The following is a 19229-nucleotide window of genomic DNA, read 5'->3' as shown; positions in this document are numbered from 1 at the left end:
AATCTATTTATAAAAGAAAGGGCATAGTTGTTTGTTTTTGTAAGTTCTCGTTTATTTTGGGCTTTTTTGTTTAGTGCTATTAATAAACGTTTAAACTTAGTTTATAGCCTTGTACTTCTATAGATATTGAACAACACTTTAGTTAATAATTTAACGGGTGGCAGGCTATGCAAAAGAGTAAAATCTGGCTTTTCAAGTACTTCAAAGGTATCTCTTTTGTCTTATTTTTAATGATGCTTATTAGTTTTAATTTCGTTTTAAATGATGCATTACATCAAAAAGTTCATGCTTCTGGGCAGCAGTTCGTTAAACACGTTTACGAGCTGAATTTATCCCCTTCTATAAACAATGAAGTGTTGGCTGCATTAGCTAAAAGTGAAGGTTTTGTGTTGGAGGTGCCAAAGCCTGCAGAGCATGTTAGGCATTTAGTGAATATAGAGCGCGAAGTTTTTTCTTACAAAACATTAAGCTTGAGCCTCTATCACTATCCTGCTTGGGTAACACAAAGTTACTTATTTATATTGCTAAACTTGATCATATTAGGCGCCGCTGGCTGGTCTTATCGTTGGTGGGGCTTATTGAATGTAAGCCGTAGAATTACGCCCAAAAATACAATGATACAACCTACTAAAATTATTAAACAAAAACAAAATAAAATACGATTAATTAAACAAGTAAAAAAATGCGAATTAAGTTCTTTGTATGGGGTTAATAGAGCATCACATAGCTTATTTTTACTCATTGAATGTGACTTTGATAAGAAAACCGATCAAGAAGCTATTTTTAAAGTGTTAATCACTAGAAAATTGACTGAATTTAAAGATGTGTCGGTGAAAATACTAAATTCCAGTTACTTGGCCGTCACCTTGCCACAGATTCCTACTCCCGAGTTAGACAGCTACGTTGAAAAGCTTCATCAGTGCGTGTTTTTACTATGCCAAAATTATCAAAAAAGTATAACTCATAAAAACATTAAAATAGGTGCGTGCGACTATCGATTAGGCGCAGATAAAATTGCGGTTTATCAGTTAGCAAAATCAGCACTTATGCTATCGCAAAACAGCTCAGTACAGCACTTTCACCGCTTAGCGTTAAATTACTGTCAAGAAAAACCACTTTCTAGTAAGCAAGTTATCGAAAATATTAAAAAGAATAAATTTATATTATTCTTCCAGCCTTTATTTGAGCTCTCTAGCGGGGAAATTTTAGAACATGAAGCTCTTATCAGGGTTAGGCATAGCCAACTTGGTTTACTAGCTGCTCGTTATTTTATTAATCAGGTTTATAGTAATCAAGACGCTTTAATATTAGATAAAGCAGTAATAACACAAGTTAAAAAGCTAATGCTGAGTGAACCTTCGGCCTTAACAGTTAGTGTAAATCTACACCCTAAAAATTGGTTTAATACTGTATTTTGGGAGTGGTTAGCCAATCAAATGGCAGAGCTTAAGTTAAATACTAAATTACAATTTGAAATAAGTGAGGCAGAATTTTTTACTCATAGAGAATCGATAACTAATGCACTTAATGTAATTAAAAAAAGCCGTTCACAAGTTGTGATTGATAATGTAAAAAGTAGTGAGAAAGTAGCTGTATTAGCTAATTATAATCAAGTATGCGGACTTAAATTATCATACGAACTAATTCATTTATTAAATGAAAAAACTCAAAATCAAAGGCGAATAAAAAAGATAGTTGAAGCCGCAAACCTTTTAAATTTACCTGTGTATGCAGTTGGCGTAGAGACTCAAAAAGAGTTGTTTACGCTTGCCAAATTGGGAGTGGTGGGAGCTCAAGGGTTTTACTTTTCAGAGCCACTTCAAGAGTTTACGCAAGCGGTATTTAATTAAATTAATCCTCTATATTTAAGTCCATTTAGCCCCTGAAGCCCGCCAGTATGAACCGCAATAATTTTACTCCCAGATGGGAAATAATCTTGCTCAATAAGCTGCCATAATGCATACATCATTTTCCCGCTATAAATAGGCTCAAGTGGTAGATTATGTGTGCGGCTCATATCTTGGCAAAACTGCCATAACTCAGGTGAAAACTTACCATAGCCGCCACCATGAAACTCTGTGAGTAACTGCCAGTTGTTTTGATTATTAGCTTTAGCGCTCAGCTTTTTTATTTCTTCTTTTAAATAATTAGCTTGTTTTAATACTGCTACACCAATCACTTGTGTTGTTGAAGCACTGCCTTCTATTAATCCAGCAAGCGTGCCACCACTACCGGTAGGGCACACTAAGTAGTTATGCTCAGGTAAGCTTTGTACTAACTCTTTACACCCTAATAAGGCGTGCTCGTTTGTGCCACCTTCAGGAACAATATGAGCATTTGGAAAGTGCTCTTGCAGAGCATTAAGGTAATCGGTGTCGTGGCGTTTTCGATACTCTATACGATTAACTACATGTAGGTTCATACCACAATGTTTTGCAAATTGGATTGTTGGATTGTTGTTATCCAGTTCAGGTCCGCGAATAATCGCGCGAGTTTTTATATTAAATTCTTTTCCGGCAGCTGCACAGGCGTGAATATGGTTTGAAAACGCACCACCAAAAGTCAGAAGTTCTGTTTTATTTATCTTTTGCATGTACGCTAAATTATATTTCAATTTACGCCATTTATTGCCACTTATTAGCGGATGGAGCAAATCATCACGTTTTATACCTAAATAAAGATTTCTCTTTTTTAGAAACGAGCTATCTATTTGTTGAATATAGTTATTTTCATCTATTTTGAATATTTCATGCATTTTGTTGGTTTTCAATTTGGCAAAGTAGTTAAAATGTACGACACTTATTTCATACACAATTAACAATAGTAGCTATATGAAAGAAAAGCTGTTTTCATGGTTAAATCGTAGTTTAGATCCAAATACAGCTATTGGTGTTGCAACTTACGCAGATACTGTTAACGCAGTATGTTTAAAAAAACAACGCGACCAATGGATGGTTCACAGTTCTCACAGTGTAAATGTGTCTGAGCAAACCGATTATACCGCTGCAATTGTTGCTTGTACAAATGAGGTTTCTACTGATATTTGTGCAGTTAATTTAGTCATACCGCACTACTTTTATCAAATAGTGCAAATGGATAAACCAAACCTTAGTGATGAAGAAATTATTCAGTCACTCCCTTGGACTACAAAAGATTTAGTTGATATAGCTTCTGAAAATATTGTGGCTGATTTTATCGATTATCCAATAACGTTACCGATGCAAAGCAGTAAAATGAATGTGTTTATTACGAATAAGCTGCAACTACTTCCGTTTATAGACAGTTTTGAACAAACTAAACCTGTTTTGCGTGCAATGACCTCTGAAGAAATGGTTTTAGTTACCTTGTTTGGCTCATACAAAGAGGCGCATATGCTGATTGTGCAACATGCTAATCATGAACCTCGAATCTTAATTATTCGTGATGGGCAATTAGTATTAGCTAGGCGATTAAATGGTTTTTTGGGTATTTCAGATAAGGATCAAAATCAAGAATTGGTAGAAGCGTTAGGATTAGAAATTCAGCGTTCTATGGACTTTTTTGAAAGCCAGCTCAAGCAACCACCAATTCGCAGCATTCAGTTACAGTGCGATGATTTATCCTCATTAACTCTTAGAGCCGGGCTTGCAGAGTTTTTACAAGTAAAAGTTGTAGATTTTGAGCCTAACTTAGAATTAGCGCAGCAATTAGAGCCAAATTTTTATTATGCGCTTGGGGCAGCCTATCAATTAACAGATCCTGAGTCTGTGCTATGAAAACCCGGATTAACTTTTATCAAAAAACCTTACGCGTACGGCGAGACCCAGTCCCTTTGTCTGGAATGATTACGTTGTGGTTAGGTGCGCTATTAATTATTGCAATCACGTGGGCTTTTTACAGTTATAAAACATATTCTAGTGAGCTTGATTTAGAACAAAATAGGCAATACCTCAAACAAGGAAAAGCTCAGTTAGAAGTTGTAAAACAGCAGTTAGCAGAGAAACAAAATAAAACACTCTTTATTAATGAGCTAAAAACACTTCAGCAAGAGGTTTTGCACAAGCAGCAAATATTTAGCTATTTAGAGGAAAGTTCAGATCAGTCTGCAACCGATTACGCTCAGGTAATGCACGATTTAGCGAAGTATCATGAACCTAATATTTGGCTGACCCACATTAAGTTTGTAGGGCAAAGTGTGACGCTTCAGGGTCAAACATCGCAATCAAAATTCTTACCAATTTGGTTTGATAATTTAAAACAGTCGCCATTTTTTATTGATAAAGAGTTTTCAGTTTTAGAGTTATCTACGCAAGCAGGTGTGAGTGAATTTAATGTAGCGACAGACCTTAGTGATGAGGGCGATAAACCATGAGCCAAACAATAAGTAGCCAGAATAATAAAAATAAAGGTTGGCCATTATGGGTCAAATACCAAGCTCAGTTTGCATCGCTGCAAAAACGTGAGAAGTATTCCACCTTATTTGTTGGTTTGTTTATAGTGATTTACCTCGGTCTCTGGTTCGTTATTTTTCCACAGCAAGATGAAGTTGCCAACATACGTTCAAAGCACAATACAACGCTGCAAGAGTTACAGCAGATAAATGCGCAACTCTCCATGTTAAACCAAGCACTAAACTACGACTACACTAAGGTTTTACGCGGTCAAATTGCACAAACCAGAGATGAATTAGCCGAAATAAATAATCAACTTAATAGTTTTAGCCAAGGCTTTGTAGCTGCTAAAAATGTACCTGCCGTTTTAAAAGATTTGCTCGTAGATAGTAGCGACGTAAAAGTGAGTAGCTTTAATGTAAAACCAGCACGGGCTATCGATGTAGAAAAACTAGGTGAACATGATACGCAAACATTATTTTTTGAGCATCAGATGGTAGTTACTTTGCAAGGTAGCTACTTTAGCTTACAAAAATATTTAGCCGCATTAAAAAATAATCAAGATAAGTTATTAATACAAGAGTTTAGTTATCAGGTACTAGAGTACCCTCAGGCTGAATTAACTTTACAAATTGCTACAGTGAGCGCTAATGAAAAATTTATCGCGTTATAGTATTTGTACTTTGGCTTTTTACATTATTGCGCCGAGTGCGCTTGCGCAACTTCGCGATCCGACTCAGCCAAATATGTTCGTGAGTAACAATAGTCCAGTTAAGCAAAGTACAGAACTTAAATTGCAATCTATTATTAAAAACAGTACAGCATTTAAGGCCATTATTTCAGGCCATATTTATCGAGTTGGTGATGCTGTAGATGATTTTCGGGTGCTAAGCATTAACTCAAAACAGGTTGTGTTAGCAAATGATGATAAACAAATAAAATTAGAATTATATGACTATGAAATTAAAAAATAATTTATCTCACCCGTGGCTTGTTCTTCTATTGTTACCTACATTTTTAACTGCGTGCCATAGCTTTAAACCAGGTAAAGAGGTTAAAAATCATATAGAGCAAGAGTTATCTGAAAGACCTACAGAGGCTAAAGTAATTGCGCCTTTACAAATGCCAAGCGAACTTACACAAAGCTTATTGTCATCTATAAATAATGAGCAAACTATAAGTGATGATTTATCTATAAAGCGTTTTGATGTCGCAGCAAATGATGTCGAAATAGGCGCTTTTTTTGCAGGCTTAACAGACGATACCCCTTTTAGTGTTGCTGTGCATCCTGAGGTAAATGGCACAATTAATTTAAATCTTAAAAGCGTTACGTTTAATGAAGTCATTAATGTTATTAAGCGTATGTATCCTTTAGATATTGTTAATGAAGGACGAATTGTACAAGTACTACCAGCCAAAATGCGCACAGAAACAATACCTGTAAATTATTTAATGATGCAACGCCATGGTCAGTCTACAGTGAGTGTTGTTGCTGGTGGGGTGAGTCAATTTGCACAAAGTGGCAGTGGTTCGAGTGGTTCAAGTTCAGGTAATAGTAACCAGCAAAATAGTGAATTTGGCGGCGATAATCAAAGCTTAGATTTGAATGGTTCTCGAATCCAAACAATTAATAAAAACGATTTTTGGAAGGAATTAGAAGTTGCCCTTAAGTCTTTAATTGGCGCAAGCGATGGGCGCTATGTTGTTGCAAGCCCACAAGCTAGTTTGGTAACCGTAAATGCATTACCAAGCGAAATTAGTCAGCTAAAAGAGTTTTTACGTCAAAGCCAAGAAAACCTACAACGCCAAGTTATTCTAGAAGCAAAAATAATAGAAGTAACCTTAAAAGATGAGTACCAACAAGGGGTCAACTGGGAGCGCATAGCCAGTGGTTTAGAAGGCGGTATTTCGTTTGCTACAACAGCGGGTTCTACAATTAGCAATAGTATTTCGGCTGCCATTGGCGGAGCGTCATCGCTGACAATTCAAAAGGGTGACTTTAATGGGGTTATTAATTTGCTAGAAACCCAAGGTGATGTGCAAATGTTATCTAACCCTCGCGTTACGGCTACAAACAACCAAAAAGCAGTTATAAAAGTAGGGCAAGACGAATACTTTGTTACTAATGTATCAAGTACGACGGTAACTGGTACTGCTACAACTACCTCGCCTGAGATTGATTTAACACCGTTCTTTTCTGGTATTGCGCTTGATGTAACGCCGCAAATTGACAAGTACGGCTCAGTCATCTTGCATGTTCACCCTTCAGTAACTGAAACAGAAGAGCAGCTAAAGGTAATTACTTTAGACGATCAACGTTTTGAATTACCCCTAGCGCAGAGCAACATTCGAGAATCAGATACCGTTATTCGCGCTCAAAGTGGCGAAATAGTGGTTATTGGTGGTTTGATGCAAACGTCAACACAGGATGAAGAATCAAAAACACCCGTGCTGGGTGATATCCCCATATTTGGCAACTTATTCAAAAGTATTCGTAAACGCCAAGAGAAAAAAGAACTAATTATTTTAATCAAACCAACCGTTGTTATGCCCGATACTTGGAAAAAACAACAAGGTGAAAGCCGTCAGCTTTTAAAAACATGGTATGAAAACTAACTATGTATTTAAGCTTTTTTAATTTAAGTGAAATGCCTTTCACATTAACCCCTAACACACAATTTTTTTGTGCACTTGAACCGCACCACGAAGCGATGCAAGTGCTAACAACAGCCATTGAAATGGGTGAAGGGTTTATTAAAGTCACCGGTGAAGTTGGGACTGGTAAAACGTTGCTTTGTAGAAAGCTATTAAACCAACTTGAGCCAGATTACATTGTGGCTTATTTGCCTAACTCTTATTTAAGCCCTGAAGAGCTTAGATGGGCGATTGCAATTGAGCTGGGTATGGATGTAGATAAAGCATTGGATCAACAAGCACTAGGGCAGCTTATAAATCATCACTTACTCGACTTACAAGAAGATAATGAGCGCGTAGTGCTTTTGATAGATGAGGCGCAATGCTTGAGTTGGGAGACTCTAGAGGCGCTGAGGTTATTTACAAACTTAGAAACAGAAAGCGAAAAGTTGATTCAAGTTGTGTTATTTGGGCAACCTGAACTTGATGAAAAACTGGCAAACAATAAAGTAAGGCAGTTACGCCAACGTATCAGTTTTTCGTATAAATTACGGGCGATGACTGGCGCTGAGGTTGTTTATTATATTAATCATCGCTTACAAGTTGCAGGGTTTAATAGGCCTCCTTTATTTAATAATAGTATGGGGCTTAAGATTGCCAGAGCAAGTCGTGGAATTCCTAGGTTAGTTAATATTTTATGCCACAAAGCACTATTACAAGCTTATGGGGAAGGGTTAAATACAATAACAAATCGCCATATTCAGCTTGCCATAAAAGATACCGAAGACTGCGCAAAATATCGAACCGGTCAATATTGGAGCTACAGCGCGTTAATGTTTAGTGTTTTAGCTATTGCTGCCATATGGGTATGGAGGCAGTGGTTATGAGCGTTATAAATAATATGCTTAAAAATATTGAGCAACGTGAAGCTAAACAAGTGAATATTCAAGAAGGTATAAGCGTAAAGCCAATATATGATGTAAAAAACATTGTATTTAAAGCCGCAATTTTACTTATTATGCTAAGTGTCATTTTTTTAGCATACCTGTATTTACCGACCGCCGACAAAAAAGAAACTCAACGTGAGTCTGTTTTACCACAGCAAAAAATGGTTGCGGTTTTGAGCTCTAATTTATCTGATTCTCAAGATGAAAAAAGCACTGTAGAGCCTTTAGTTGAGCAAGAAGTTGTGAAGAAGGCTGTGCAAGTTAAGCAAATAAAACCAGAAGTGAATGATTTAGCTGAATCCAAGTTGAGTGAAGCAACATCACTGGTTTCTCAACCAACGGCTGAGCCGGTTGTAATTGCCGAGGTTAAACAAAGCCCTGCACTAGCTAAAGATAATATGTTAGTGGCTAGCAAAGTTATTGTCAGCAAGCCAAAAACTACTTCAGTGACTAAAACTGAGCCACAAAATACTATGATCAAAAGCGCAGCAGAAACTAAGTCACCACAGGCTTTATTGGTCGAGCAATTAGCAGCAGCTAAACAGGCAATACAGTTTGGCTTATACAACGAAGCTATTAGTGATTTAAACATTATTTTAGCGCAATCGCCTTTACATGTTGAGGCTCGAAATTTACTGGCTGCAACTTACTTTAAACAACAAGATATAAATTCTGCACAGCAGGTTTTGCAATCAGGTATTCGCCAAAACCCTAACGTACTTGAATGGCGTGTAATGCTAAGCAAAATACTCATTATGCAACAACAGTATGAAGGAGTATTACTGCTTTTAAGTGATGAATTTGAATCACAGGCGAATCTTGATTTTTGGGTGCTGCAAGGTACTGCTGCGCAAAGTGCGAGTAAGCACCACAAAGCACTTGAAAGCTTTAAACATCTTACACAGCTCCAGCCTAGTCAAGCCAAGTGGTGGCTTGCACTTGCAACCTCAAAAGATGCACTAGGAGAGTACCTCGATGCTAAACAGCTTTATAAAGTAGCTCTAGATTTAGGTGGGTTAAATACCGCTATGACCCAGCATGCATTACAGCGTTTAGTTGCACTAAAGGAGGCCGTATGAGACCTAGTTTAAAAATGCGCTTAGGCGATTTACTTGTCCACGAACACATGATCACCGAAGCGCAACTAAGTGAAGCATTAAATGTTCAAGCTGCAACGGGCCGTAAATTAGGTTCGACACTTATTACACTTGAGTTTATTAGTGAGCCACAATTATTACGCTTTTTAGCGCAGCAATTACAGGTACCTTTTTTAGATATATCACAGCGAAAAATATCACACGATGTATCTAAGCTTTTATCTGAGGTATATGCGCGTCGTTACAGAGCACTAGTAATCGAAGACAATGGTGACTCTGTTTTGGTCGGGATGAGCGATCCTGCTGATTTAAGGGGCCTTGATCAACTTGCGACTATGCTTGCTCCTAAACGAATAGATTTAGCTGTTGTACAAGAAAGCCAAATCATGGCTGCGTTTGACAACGTATATCGCCGCACAGATGAAATTACCAACTTTGCAGCACAACTCCATGAAGAATATCAAGACGTAGAAGAATTTGATTTAAACTCTTTAGGTGATGAGACATCCGATGCAACCGTTGTAAAGTTACTGCAATCAATATTTGAGGACGCTGTGCAAGTTCGCGCATCTGATATTCACATTGAGCCAGATGAAGGTTTGCTTCGCATTCGTCAACGTGTAGATGGAATATTACAAGAGCACACTCTTAACCAAGTAAAAATAGCATCGGCACTAGTGCTACGTTTAAAGCTTATGTCGGGATTAGATATATCTGAAAAACGCCTCCCTCAAGATGGCCGGTTTAATATAAAAGTGCGCAGCCATAGTATTGATGTGCGCCTATCTACCATGCCGGTTCAGCATGGTGAATCAGTTGTAATGCGTTTGCTTGATCAATCTGCAGGATTATTATCGTTAGATGAAACAGGCATGCCGGCACACATATTAAAACGTGTGCGCAGTATTATAAAACGCCCACATGGCATGGTTTTAGTTACTGGGCCAACAGGCTCGGGTAAAACAACCACACTTTATGGTGCATTAAGTGAGTTAAACCAACAAGAAAGTAAAATTATTACCGTAGAGGATCCCGTTGAGTATCGTATTGGACGTATTAACCAGGTACAAATAAATAATAAAATAGGGCTAAGTTTTGCCAGTATTTTACGGACCGCTCTAAGGCAAGATCCTGACATCATAATGGTTGGCGAAATGCGTGACCAAGAAACCGTAGATATTGGATTAAGGGCCGCTTTAACAGGCCACCTAGTACTATCAACGTTACATACCAATGATGCAATTACCAGCGCTATGCGCTTAATCGACATGGGTGCACCGGCTTACTTAGTCGCAAGTTCACTGCGAGCGATTATTGCTCAGCGATTAGTAAGGCGAGTATGTAATGACTGTAGAGTACCGTACTTGCCAGATCGCCAAGAAATAAGTTGGTTAAAATATTTAGGCGAAGAGATTACAGATGCTCAATTTTCTAAAGGGCAAGGTTGCACAGCATGTAATCACACTGGTTATAAAGGACGTGTAGGTATTTTTGAGTTGCTCGAAATGGATGATGCAATGATGGATGCATTGCGCGCTAACGATACACAAGGCTTTGCAAAGGCTGCTAAAAATAGTGCTAACTTTTCACCACTCTCGGCTATGGCATTAAATTACGCTAAGAAAGGTATTACCTCTTTAGATGAAGTATTTAAAGTGGCTGAATATATCCCAGAAATAGTAGGGGATATTGATGCAACTATATAGCTATAAAGCGAAAGACAGCAAAGGTGTATTGGTAAAAGGCCAATTAGAAGCGAGTAACCAAGCTGGCGTAGCTGATAGTTTAATGAAGCGTCAATTTATACCCATATCAATTTCTTTAGTTGAAACAAAAAATAATATTAAAATTTTTGATAATTTATTTGTCGAAAAAATAACGCTAGACGACATGATTATGTTTTCTAGACAAATGTATTCGCTACTAAAAGCGGGTATTCCAATTATACGAGCAATGATTGGATTGGCAGATACAACACAAAATAAAGAATTTAAAAATGTATTGATGGAAGTTACCAGGCAACTTGAGCAAGGCCGCGACTTATCCAGTGCAATGGCAATTCATAACGAGGTATTTAGCCGCTTAACCGTGTCAATGGTAATGGTTGGTGAAGGTTCTGGCCGATTAGAAGATGCATTTTATCAACTCGCTATTTACTTTGAAAAAGAACAGGAAACTCGCAAACGAATAAAAGCAGCTATGCGCTACCCTACTTTTGTTATTTTGGCTCTTGTAGCAGCTATGGTTATTTTAAATATTTTTGTAATTCCTACCTTTGCTAGCATGTTTGCCAAATTCGATGCCGAATTGCCGTTAATGACTCAAATATTAATTGGTACTAGCAGCTTTTTTGTTAATTACTGGTGGTTATTGTTGGTAATGGGTATTGGAGCGGTATTTGCGTGGAAGCGTTATTTAAATACAGATGCCGGGCGCTTCAAGTGGGATCAATATAAATTAAAAATTCCATTTATTGGAGATATTTTAAAACGCACATTGCTTGCGCGCTACAGCCAAAGTCTAGCTATGGTATTGCGCTCTGGCGTACCTATGACCACGGGGTTATCGCTAACAGCGCATGCCGTAGATAATAGCTATATGGAAAAAGCGATTATAACTATGCGCCAAGATATAGAAAAAGGCGATAGCTTACTTAGAGCCTCAAAAAGTTCTGAGCTGTTTTCTCAGCTTGTATTACAGATGGTCGCCGTAGGTGAAGAAACAGGCCGGGTTGATGAGTTACTTCAAGAAGCAGCTGATTATTATGAGCGTGAAGTTGATTACGACCTACGTAGTTTAACCGCCAAAATAGAACCTATTTTAACTGTGTTTGTTGCCATTATGGTGCTGATTTTAGCATTGGGTATTTTTATGCCGATGTGGAACATGATGTCGGCAATTAAAGGGAATTAAGGTGAACACAACCACAGCTTACTCAAAAGGTTTCTCATTATTTGAGTTAGTTATTGTTGTTATTTTACTGGCAGTAATTTTGAGCTTTGCTATACCTCAATATATAGGTATTAAAAATCAAGCGCATAATGCAAGCGTAGATGCTATTGCGGGTAGTTTTTCATCGGCTGTTGGGATGGTTAGAGGTCAATGGGAGTTAGAAGGGAGGCCAAATAGTAAGTCAAATAAAACATTTGTTAATTATGGAGGAGTAATAGTTGGTGTTGATGGATCGTTAGGTACACCAACGAGTGACGAAACAGAAAAAAAAGATACTCGTGCAGAGTCTATAAATGCTCATAAATGCCGCCAAGTATTAAATGTAATTTTACAAGATGCACCAAGTAGTACCTCAAGTAGTGAAATATCGATAATAAAAAGTGTAAGTTTTTTAGTTAGGTACAATGCAGAAAGTACGCAATGCGTCTATTATTTAACTCATACCATTGATATTAAAAGTATACCTACCAATACGGGTGAAATATCAGGTTTAACAGGTTTAACATACTTTGCTAAAACAGGCAAAGTAAAAATATTTAAAAACTAAGTAATTAAAAAGAGGCTTATTTATGAAAACGCAATCGTTAAAAAGTTTACCAATGAATAAACAAGCAGGTTTTACACTTGTTGAATTGATCATCGTAATTGTTATTTTGGGCATTTTAGCTGTTACTGCAGCACCTCGTTTTTTAAACTTGCAAGGTGATGCAAATGCTTCAACACTCGAAGGCTTACAAGGGTCGATTCGCAGTGGTATGAATATTGTAAATGGTAAGTCTATTATTGCTAGTGATCACAAAAAGGCAACGGCTACAGTTACTGTAGATACTGGTGTACCAGTACCTACTGTTTATGGTTACCCAGCAGCAACACTTGCTGCATTTGAAGCATTTTTAGATGTTAGCTTTGCTCCATCTACAGCACCAGACACAGATGACTTTAATATTGATGCGACAACAACAGGAACAGTTATTATATACCCTAATAGTTACATTGCTGATGATGAGTGCAGAATTGAATACATACAAGCAACTGCAACTACAGGGCCTGTTGTAGTAACGGCTCCTACAATTAATATTTTTACTGATGAATGTTAATTAATATTAAATGATAAGCAGTAGTAAGCAACGATTGCGTGGCTTCACACTCATTGAGTTAATTATTACTCTAGTGATATTGGGAATACTGTCGGTAACGGCAGTTCCCAAATTTCTGGGCAGCTCAACAGAAGATGCATACTCATATCGAGACCGTACTTTAAATGCACTGAGAACAGTGCAGTTACGTGCAATGCAAAATACAGCGACAACAAGTTGCCATACGCTTTATATAACCTCCACACTTATTGCTCCCCCCACACCTGATACATGTATCGGTGGCGCAGATACCAACAACACCGTTCATTTAGTGGTACAAATAAACACGCAAAGAAGTGACATAACATTTAGCGCTTTAGATAGTAACGCGAATATTTTTACCCAAATTAGTTTTGATCCTTTAGGTAAATCAAATCAAACTTGTACTACGCAGTGTCGAATAGACGTTGGATTAGCTGGCGTATGCATAAGTGGTGAAGGGCTTATATATGCGTGCCCTTAAAGTAAAAGGTTTCACTTTAATTGAGCTTATTATTGGCATAGTCATGTTTGCTATTGCATTAAGCATTATTACCGCGCTCATTGCCCCGCAAGCAAAAAAAAGTGCAGAGCCAATTATTGCTTTAAGAGCCTCTGAATTTGGTCAATCACTAATGAACGAAATTCAAAGTAAATCGTTTGATGAGCACAGTGATAGAAGCGCTCCTTTTAGGCGTTGCGGCGAAACAACTTTGGGTGCAGAGCCCTGTACAGCAGCAGGCGATTTAGGCACCGACTCAGAATCTCGAACTAGTTATAACGATGTAGATGACTATATTGTACTTTCTAACCAACCTATTACTAATAGCTTAGGTGAGGTGCTAAGCGAATACAGTGACTTTAACTTAGTTGTTACCGTTGAGTACGATAGCGACTTTAACGAATTGACCATCAACGATGGCACAACCTTTAAGCGTATTACTATTGAAGTAACATCACCCTTAGGCGAAGTTTACGGATTTAGTGCATATAAAGGGAATTACTAATGCAAAGAGCTAAATACCAAAATGCATTTACCCTTATAGAGCTATTACTTGTCATGGTTATTATTGGTGTTTTAGCCGTAAGTGCATTTTCGTTTATTGGTGCTGGGGTCAGCATTTACTCACAAGGTATTGAACGCCAAGAAGCAGTAGCTCAGGCCCGCTTTTTAATAACGCGACTTAGTAAAGAGCTTCGCCACGCTACGCCAAACTCATTAAGGCTCTCTTGCGATAACAGCACTAGCGGAGCATGTAGTGCTCAGCAGTGCTTAGAATTTACGCCGTTTTTATCAGCGACTCACTATACAAATTACCTACCTACCGTAGCGCCTTTTAATGTTAGCGCTGTTGATTTTGAACTTAATAATTTAACGCAGCCGCAAGCTGGAGATTGGGCAACTATTTACCCATTAAGCAGTGCTGATATATATGATGAAAATAATAGTAAGCGCTTGCAAGTATCAGCATTTAATAGTTCAGCGAGCGAAATTGATGAGTGGCAATTTAGTAAAGAATTTGCCCAAGAGTCGCCGAGTAAACGCCTTTATTTACTTTCAGAACCGGTAAGTTTTTGCGTTGAAGGGCAGTATTTATATAGATATACCAATTACGGTTTTACTATTAATCAATTAGATGCCGTGAGCTTACAAATAAGCAGTGGTGTTAAACGTGATTTATTAGGTATTTACATTGCCAATAATTTAGCGAGCGATTTATTTTTTACTCTTGATGCGCTCTCCTTACAAAGAAACGCTGTGCTTAATGTGAATGCGCAAATGCAATTTAACGATACTGAAGTAATGAACTTTAATCATGAGGTACATATTCCTAATGTACCTTAAAAAAAATCCTCACGGAAAAGCCTTAGCCAGTAAACAAAAAGGGAACTTAATAATTGTTTCTTTGGTAATTATTGTTGCTTTATTAGCACTAGGATTAGCATTAGTTAAAGTGCTTTCTGGTGCATCTCAACAAAATACAATTGAGTACTATGGGGCTCGCGCTTTTATGGCAGCACAAAGCGGCCTAGAAAGTGGTTTAACGCAACTATTTCCAATAAATAGCTCAGTTCAAAGCTGTACATCAGTTACTACTGATTTAACCTTCCAAGCTGCATATTTAGCTAACTGTAAGGTCGAAGTGAATTGTAGCGAATATATAGGCTTACCCGATAGCAGTACGGCGAATGGACTTGTGAATATATATTATCTACAAAGCAGTGCAACGTGCGCCGCAATTGATTGCCCTGCAGGGAGTAGCTGCAGAAAAGATTATTGGCAAACACAAAGAACGCTCAGTGTGGAGGCTAAAACTTTACCATGATGAAAAATGCATTAGTCATTATATTTTTTAGCTGCGTGTTGCTTTGTAATTACGCAAACGCGGTACCGCCTAAAATTGAAGGGCGCTATATTGAGCTGCAAGACACATACACATCACCTATTTGGACAAAAATAAATTTTCAACAGCAATACATAACACCTCCTGCTGTTTTTATGCTCTCAACAAACCAAGGCGGAAACCCCGCAATAATAAGAATACGTAATATAACCACAACCAGCTTTGAGGCACTACCTCTTGAGCCTTCGGGTGAGGATGGTGAGCACGTTACGATGGGAGCTCATTATTTGGCTGTTGAATATGGCGTACATGAGTTTCCTGATGGAACAATCATGGAAGTAGGAAGTACCGATTTATTATTAGAGCTACAGTATGGTCCTAAGTCAGGCTTCTCCCCATTTACGCCAAAAGGTTATAAACAGTTAATCTTTGCTGAGCCATTTTCACAAAGGCCGAACTTTTTCCATTCATTACAAACGCTCAACAGCATAGATAGTAATCCACCTACTCAAGCATTAGTGCCTTTTTTGACCGTTGCAGTAGAAAGTAATTCTTTATCTGCTAGCGGCGTTAATATTGCTTTAGAAGCATCTGAAACAGCACTTGGGCTTATAAAAACCGAAACTGTTGCCTATATGGCCGTAGAGCCTGGAAGTAACCGCGTATTTACAGACGATAATGGACTTGAAGTGTCCTGGGAAACTTTTTTCACAGGCTTTGAAGTTGACGGTTGGAGCAATGGCTGTAATTACTTTAGTTTTACTAATAATTTTAGTGTGGCTCCGTTAGTTGTAGCAAGTAAAAACTCACGCCAAGAAGATGATGGCGGGTGGCTACGCAGCTGTAACCTAAGGACCGACAGGTTAGGGCTTGTTGTTGACGAAGATCGTGATGGCGATAACGAGCGCCGTCACGTAAACGAGGAAGCATCAATACTCGCCATGACCAGTACCTTTGTATTTAATGGTGATATTTTAGATTGTGATACGTTATTCCCGGGCGCTATTTCTACTTATAATAATGGAGAGGTACAGTTGGTTCAGGGGGTAGAAATAACAGATGGCAATGCGCAGTTTGTCACAACCACGAATTTAATTTCTACAGCGCTGACGAGTCCTCCTTTATGTAATGGTCAGGCGTGTGTTGCTGGTGGTTATAACTCTTTAGAACCTAATCAAGCGGCGCAGGTGCCAACGGTTACAAATGATGGTAGCTCAACAGGGCCCGTACCTACTTCTTTAGCTGGCGACTATTATTACGATGAGTTGCAGTTAAGTATGCTGGAAACTGAGTACAGAGTAACAGCGCCTACACGTATTTTTTTAAAAGACACAACCTCACTTCTATCAACTTCATTTTTGAATATAGGTAAAACAAATATAGTAGTAGAAACTGGCGCGTACTTGGCTATTTATGTGGATGGTGCGGTTGCTATTGCAGCCGATGCAAATATTGCGGGCTATATTGTTGCAACTGGTGAGGTAAGAATCGCTCAAAATGTAACGTATCAGGGATCAATTACATCGGCTACTCAAATTATTACCGAAGGGAGCTCAACGTTTGACGCTCTACCAGTACCCGAAAGTATCCCTGGTTTTTGTGGTATTTATACACCAGAAACACTGGATCATTATCGTTTAACAATAAGCGATAACAAAGGTCTAACGTGTGAAGCTAAAGAAATGACACTAACAGCCTGCGCTAATGATGCCTGCGACTTATTATTTGCTGAGCCGTCTAGTTTAAACCTTTCTCCAGATAATAGTGGTCAGCAAAGTTGGGTTACGGGGGAGAATATTAATTTTACAGGATCAGCGGTTGTCGAATTTGCTAAACGCACCACAGGTAGTGTTACATTTGGATATAACACTGCTGATCCTTCTGCACCTCTTCGTTGTTATATCGGTGGTAATAATGTTGGTTTGAGTGGCTGTAAAGTTACGTTTTCTGATGCTGGATTTATTTTTAATAATGATACAGATGGAAATACTACAATTCCTACTCAGTTATCAGCAAAGCCTTCAAATACTGGATTTAATGCAAAAGCGCTATCTATTCAAGCGGTAAAAACAAATACCACTACGGGCGTATGCGAAGCTGCATTTCCCGCTGGTGGCGATGTAAGCTTAGATTTATCGTATACATGCAGTGCTGGTGCAAGTTGCTCCGATATGGTTTCACTTAGTAACAACAATAATACCTTTGCGGTCGAGCAAGCAGCTAAATCGTTCACGCTAAACTTTGATAGTGAGTCTAAAGCCCCGATTGTTATAAATTACCCCGATGCAGGAAAGTTGAGTTTAAATGTAAAAACCAACTTAATTTTAGATCCAATTACTAACCTGTCAGTAAATCTAACAGGTAGTTCAAATGAATATGTTGTAAAGCCATTTGGATTAGCGATGGAAGTTGCAAGTGATGGTTATGCAGCAGACGCTGATGGAAGTTTATTTAGACTAACGGGCGAAGCATTTGATTTGAAAATGAATGCGGTGCAGTGGCAAACAGGGCAAGACACTAACAACGATGGCTTCCCAGACAACTACAGCAATATTACAAATAACAACATAGCTAAGCATTTTATTACAGAGCAACCGCTTGTAGAGGCATTACTTAAAGCGCCTACGCCAGGCATTCAAGGTACGCTTAAAGCTATGAGTACTGTTGCCTTTAATGACACAGGTAGTTTGAGTGAATCTATATCGCAATATAATTACGATCAAGTTGGCATCATTGATTTAACAGCAGGCCTTCAAGATGCCGATTATTTTGGTGCCGGAGATGTAAAAGGTGAGCTATATAACGTTGGTCGTTTTGCACCTTCGCAGTTTCAGGTAGTTGGGGTTCAAGCTGCCGCGCAATGCACGCAATACGGCAGTAATTTAACTTATCTTGATCAACCTTTTGAACTTGGCTTTACAGTACAAGCACAAAATCAAAATGGTGAGCTAATGGCTAATTATAAAGCGGGCTTTAATAAATCGAGTGTAGACGTTCATGCCGAAAATAATGAAGTAGGTAACTATGTACCTGCAACTAATTTTACTAGCCGCTTAGTAAACCTAGGAAATAACAACTGGGGAGATACAAGCGATGGCCAATGGCAAATGAGCCAACTCAACACGACACTTAAAAGATTAGGTGTAGGGCAAGCAGACGGACCGTTCGCTATGGTGAGCTTAATGGCAACGCTTTCTGACATAGAAGGAGCAACACTTATTGATGCAAATGATAAACCTAATACACAAACAGCATGCTCGGGTGGTTGTAATAGCGTACGACTAAATGCATTGCCAATAGAGTTTAGGTTTGGACGTTTAGTCCTTGGCAATAACGCAGGCTCCGATCTCGACCCTTTACTTATTCCTATGCAGGCTCAGTATTATAACGGCAGTGGATTTGTAAATAACGCTGAAGATAACTGTAGTGTATTTGATCATACCCAAATTACTCAAATATCACCTAGCAGCCCACAATTAACCTATAAATATGGGACTGGTGTATCTGGCCAGCTAGAAGCGGGAGTATATCCGCCAGATAACGGTATTTATGCACAGCCAAATGGTTTGGGTGAATTTACCTTAGAATATAATACTTATGATTGGTTAAAGTGGGATTGGCAGGGCGATGGAACACAGCTTGATCCTCGTACTATTTTACAATTTGGACGCTTTAGAGGAAATGATCGGGTTATTTACTGGCGTGAAACACGCGAATAGTTGTAAACTAATATAATAATTGAACAAAGCTTGTGTTTTGTGCTGCAAGT

At 38.4% G+C, this 19229-nt stretch carries 18 protein-coding genes; 17 read left to right on the top strand and 1 reads right to left on the bottom strand.

Annotation, left to right across the window (positions count from 1 at the left end; all coding sequences use genetic code 11):
• Positions 1 to 167: 167 nt before the first annotated feature.
• A complete protein-coding gene (locus I6F48_RS09115; RefSeq protein ID WP_231615202.1) occupies positions 168 to 1850 on the top strand; it encodes an EAL domain-containing protein in 1683 nt (560 codons plus the stop codon).
• On the opposite strand, the gene I6F48_RS09110 is transcribed toward I6F48_RS09115, so the two are convergent.
• On the bottom strand, positions 1847 to 2755 hold the full coding sequence (locus I6F48_RS09110; protein ID WP_197119281.1) for a 1-aminocyclopropane-1-carboxylate deaminase/D-cysteine desulfhydrase: 909 nt from the start codon (positions 2753 to 2755) through the stop codon (positions 1847 to 1849). The two genes, I6F48_RS09115 and I6F48_RS09110, sit on opposite strands and share 4 nt — an antisense overlap.
• A 76-nt stretch (positions 2756 to 2831) precedes the next feature.
• Between I6F48_RS09110 and I6F48_RS09105 the strand changes: the two genes are divergently transcribed.
• From I6F48_RS09105 to I6F48_RS09030, 16 genes are read left to right on the top strand one after another with little or no spacing between them, the layout of a single operon-like run.
• Positions 2832 to 3755 carry a hypothetical protein gene (locus I6F48_RS09105; RefSeq protein ID WP_007586312.1) on the top strand — a complete coding sequence of 308 codons (924 nt, stop codon included), beginning with the start codon at positions 2832 to 2834 and terminating at the stop codon, positions 3753 to 3755.
• Positions 3752 to 4351: a PilN domain-containing protein gene (locus I6F48_RS09100; RefSeq protein WP_148263741.1), complete on the top strand. Its 600-nt coding sequence runs from the start codon at positions 3752 to 3754 to the stop codon at positions 4349 to 4351. Before I6F48_RS09105 ends, I6F48_RS09100 begins: the two co-directional genes overlap by 4 nt.
• On the top strand, positions 4348 to 5043 hold the full coding sequence (locus tag I6F48_RS09095; protein WP_007586316.1) for a hypothetical protein: 696 nt from the start codon (positions 4348 to 4350) through the stop codon (positions 5041 to 5043). Before I6F48_RS09100 ends, I6F48_RS09095 begins: the two co-directional genes overlap by 4 nt.
• Entirely contained in the window at positions 5021 to 5344 is a 324-nt protein-coding gene (locus I6F48_RS09090; protein WP_007586318.1) for a hypothetical protein, read from the top strand. Before I6F48_RS09095 ends, I6F48_RS09090 begins: the two co-directional genes overlap by 23 nt.
• Complete coding sequence (mshL, locus tag I6F48_RS09085) at positions 5328 to 6986, top strand: pilus (MSHA type) biogenesis protein MshL (RefSeq protein WP_197119307.1); 1659 nt, start codon at positions 5328 to 5330, stop codon at positions 6984 to 6986. Before I6F48_RS09090 ends, mshL begins: the two co-directional genes overlap by 17 nt.
• A 2-nt stretch (positions 6987 to 6988) precedes the next feature.
• Entirely contained in the window at positions 6989 to 7891 is a 903-nt protein-coding gene (locus I6F48_RS09080) for an ExeA family protein (protein ID WP_007586321.1), read from the top strand.
• Positions 7888 to 9030 carry a tetratricopeptide repeat protein gene (locus I6F48_RS09075; protein WP_197119280.1) on the top strand — a complete coding sequence of 381 codons (1143 nt, stop codon included), beginning with the start codon at positions 7888 to 7890 and terminating at the stop codon, positions 9028 to 9030. The genes I6F48_RS09080 and I6F48_RS09075 overlap by 4 nt, the downstream gene beginning before the upstream one ends.
• Positions 9027 to 10754, top strand: a complete 1728-nt coding sequence (locus I6F48_RS09070; protein WP_024594461.1) for a GspE/PulE family protein — start codon at positions 9027 to 9029, stop codon at positions 10752 to 10754. Before I6F48_RS09075 ends, I6F48_RS09070 begins: the two co-directional genes overlap by 4 nt.
• Positions 10741 to 11961 (top strand): type II secretion system F family protein, encoded by a 1221-nt coding sequence (locus I6F48_RS09065; protein WP_010553774.1) that lies wholly within the window; start codon positions 10741 to 10743, stop codon positions 11959 to 11961. The genes I6F48_RS09070 and I6F48_RS09065 overlap by 14 nt, the downstream gene beginning before the upstream one ends.
• A gap of 1 nt (position 11962) precedes the next feature.
• A complete protein-coding gene (locus tag I6F48_RS09060) occupies positions 11963 to 12547 on the top strand; it encodes a pilus assembly FimT family protein (protein ID WP_197119279.1) in 585 nt (194 codons plus the stop codon).
• Between the two features lie 22 nt (positions 12548 to 12569).
• Entirely contained in the window at positions 12570 to 13097 is a 528-nt protein-coding gene (locus I6F48_RS09055; RefSeq protein WP_010553772.1) for a prepilin-type N-terminal cleavage/methylation domain-containing protein, read from the top strand.
• A 10-nt stretch (positions 13098 to 13107) separates the two neighbouring features.
• A complete protein-coding gene (locus I6F48_RS09050) occupies positions 13108 to 13599 on the top strand; it encodes a type II secretion system protein (protein WP_197119278.1) in 492 nt (163 codons plus the stop codon).
• Entirely contained in the window at positions 13586 to 14122 is a 537-nt protein-coding gene (locus I6F48_RS09045) for a type IV pilus modification PilV family protein (protein ID WP_197119277.1), read from the top strand. Before I6F48_RS09050 ends, I6F48_RS09045 begins: the two co-directional genes overlap by 14 nt.
• Complete coding sequence (locus I6F48_RS09040; RefSeq protein ID WP_197119276.1) at positions 14122 to 14961, top strand: PulJ/GspJ family protein; 840 nt, start codon at positions 14122 to 14124, stop codon at positions 14959 to 14961. Before I6F48_RS09045 ends, I6F48_RS09040 begins: the two co-directional genes overlap by 1 nt.
• The gene (locus I6F48_RS09035; RefSeq protein WP_165728129.1) at positions 14951 to 15442 is read left to right on the top strand and encodes an agglutinin biogenesis protein MshP; all 492 of its coding nucleotides are present in this window, start codon (positions 14951 to 14953) and stop codon (positions 15440 to 15442) included. The genes I6F48_RS09040 and I6F48_RS09035 overlap by 11 nt, the downstream gene beginning before the upstream one ends.
• Positions 15439 to 19179: an H-type lectin domain-containing protein gene (locus I6F48_RS09030; protein ID WP_197119275.1), complete on the top strand. Its 3741-nt coding sequence runs from the start codon at positions 15439 to 15441 to the stop codon at positions 19177 to 19179. Before I6F48_RS09035 ends, I6F48_RS09030 begins: the two co-directional genes overlap by 4 nt.
• Positions 19180 to 19229 lie beyond the last annotated feature (50 nt).

It is taken from the genome of Pseudoalteromonas sp. SWYJ118 (assembly GCF_015864505.1).
Classification (GTDB): Bacteria; Pseudomonadota; Gammaproteobacteria; order Enterobacterales; family Alteromonadaceae; genus Pseudoalteromonas; species Pseudoalteromonas arctica.
The sequence above is the reverse complement of the archived record's forward strand: the minus strand, read 5'-3'. Positions and strand labels throughout refer to the sequence as shown.

Coding starts and splice junctions, on each gene's coding strand:
- I6F48_RS09095 (WP_007586316.1), top strand. CDS start 4,348: ATGAGCCAAACAATAAGTAGCCAGAATAATAAAAATAAAGGTTGGCCA.
- I6F48_RS09070 (WP_024594461.1), top strand. CDS start 9,027: ATGAGACCTAGTTTAAAAATGCGCTTAGGCGATTTACTTGTCCACGAA.
- I6F48_RS09075 (WP_197119280.1), top strand. CDS start 7,888: ATGAGCGTTATAAATAATATGCTTAAAAATATTGAGCAACGTGAAGCT.
- I6F48_RS09115 (WP_231615202.1), top strand. CDS start 168: ATGCAAAAGAGTAAAATCTGGCTTTTCAAGTACTTCAAAGGTATCTCT.
- I6F48_RS09050 (WP_197119278.1), top strand. CDS start 13,108: ATGATAAGCAGTAGTAAGCAACGATTGCGTGGCTTCACACTCATTGAG.
- I6F48_RS09105 (WP_007586312.1), top strand. CDS start 2,832: ATGAAAGAAAAGCTGTTTTCATGGTTAAATCGTAGTTTAGATCCAAAT.
- I6F48_RS09090 (WP_007586318.1), top strand. CDS start 5,021: ATGAAAAATTTATCGCGTTATAGTATTTGTACTTTGGCTTTTTACATT.
- I6F48_RS09040 (WP_197119276.1), top strand. CDS start 14,122: ATGCAAAGAGCTAAATACCAAAATGCATTTACCCTTATAGAGCTATTA.
- I6F48_RS09035 (WP_165728129.1), top strand. CDS start 14,951: ATGTACCTTAAAAAAAATCCTCACGGAAAAGCCTTAGCCAGTAAACAA.
- I6F48_RS09055 (WP_010553772.1), top strand. CDS start 12,570: ATGAAAACGCAATCGTTAAAAAGTTTACCAATGAATAAACAAGCAGGT.
- I6F48_RS09065 (WP_010553774.1), top strand. CDS start 10,741: ATGCAACTATATAGCTATAAAGCGAAAGACAGCAAAGGTGTATTGGTA.
- I6F48_RS09110 (WP_197119281.1), bottom strand. CDS start 2,755: ATGCATGAAATATTCAAAATAGATGAAAATAACTATATTCAACAAATA.
- I6F48_RS09030 (WP_197119275.1), top strand. CDS start 15,439: ATGATGAAAAATGCATTAGTCATTATATTTTTTAGCTGCGTGTTGCTT.
- mshL (WP_197119307.1), top strand. CDS start 5,328: ATGAAATTAAAAAATAATTTATCTCACCCGTGGCTTGTTCTTCTATTG.
- I6F48_RS09080 (WP_007586321.1), top strand. CDS start 6,989: ATGTATTTAAGCTTTTTTAATTTAAGTGAAATGCCTTTCACATTAACC.
- I6F48_RS09045 (WP_197119277.1), top strand. CDS start 13,586: ATGCGTGCCCTTAAAGTAAAAGGTTTCACTTTAATTGAGCTTATTATT.
- I6F48_RS09100 (WP_148263741.1), top strand. CDS start 3,752: ATGAAAACCCGGATTAACTTTTATCAAAAAACCTTACGCGTACGGCGA.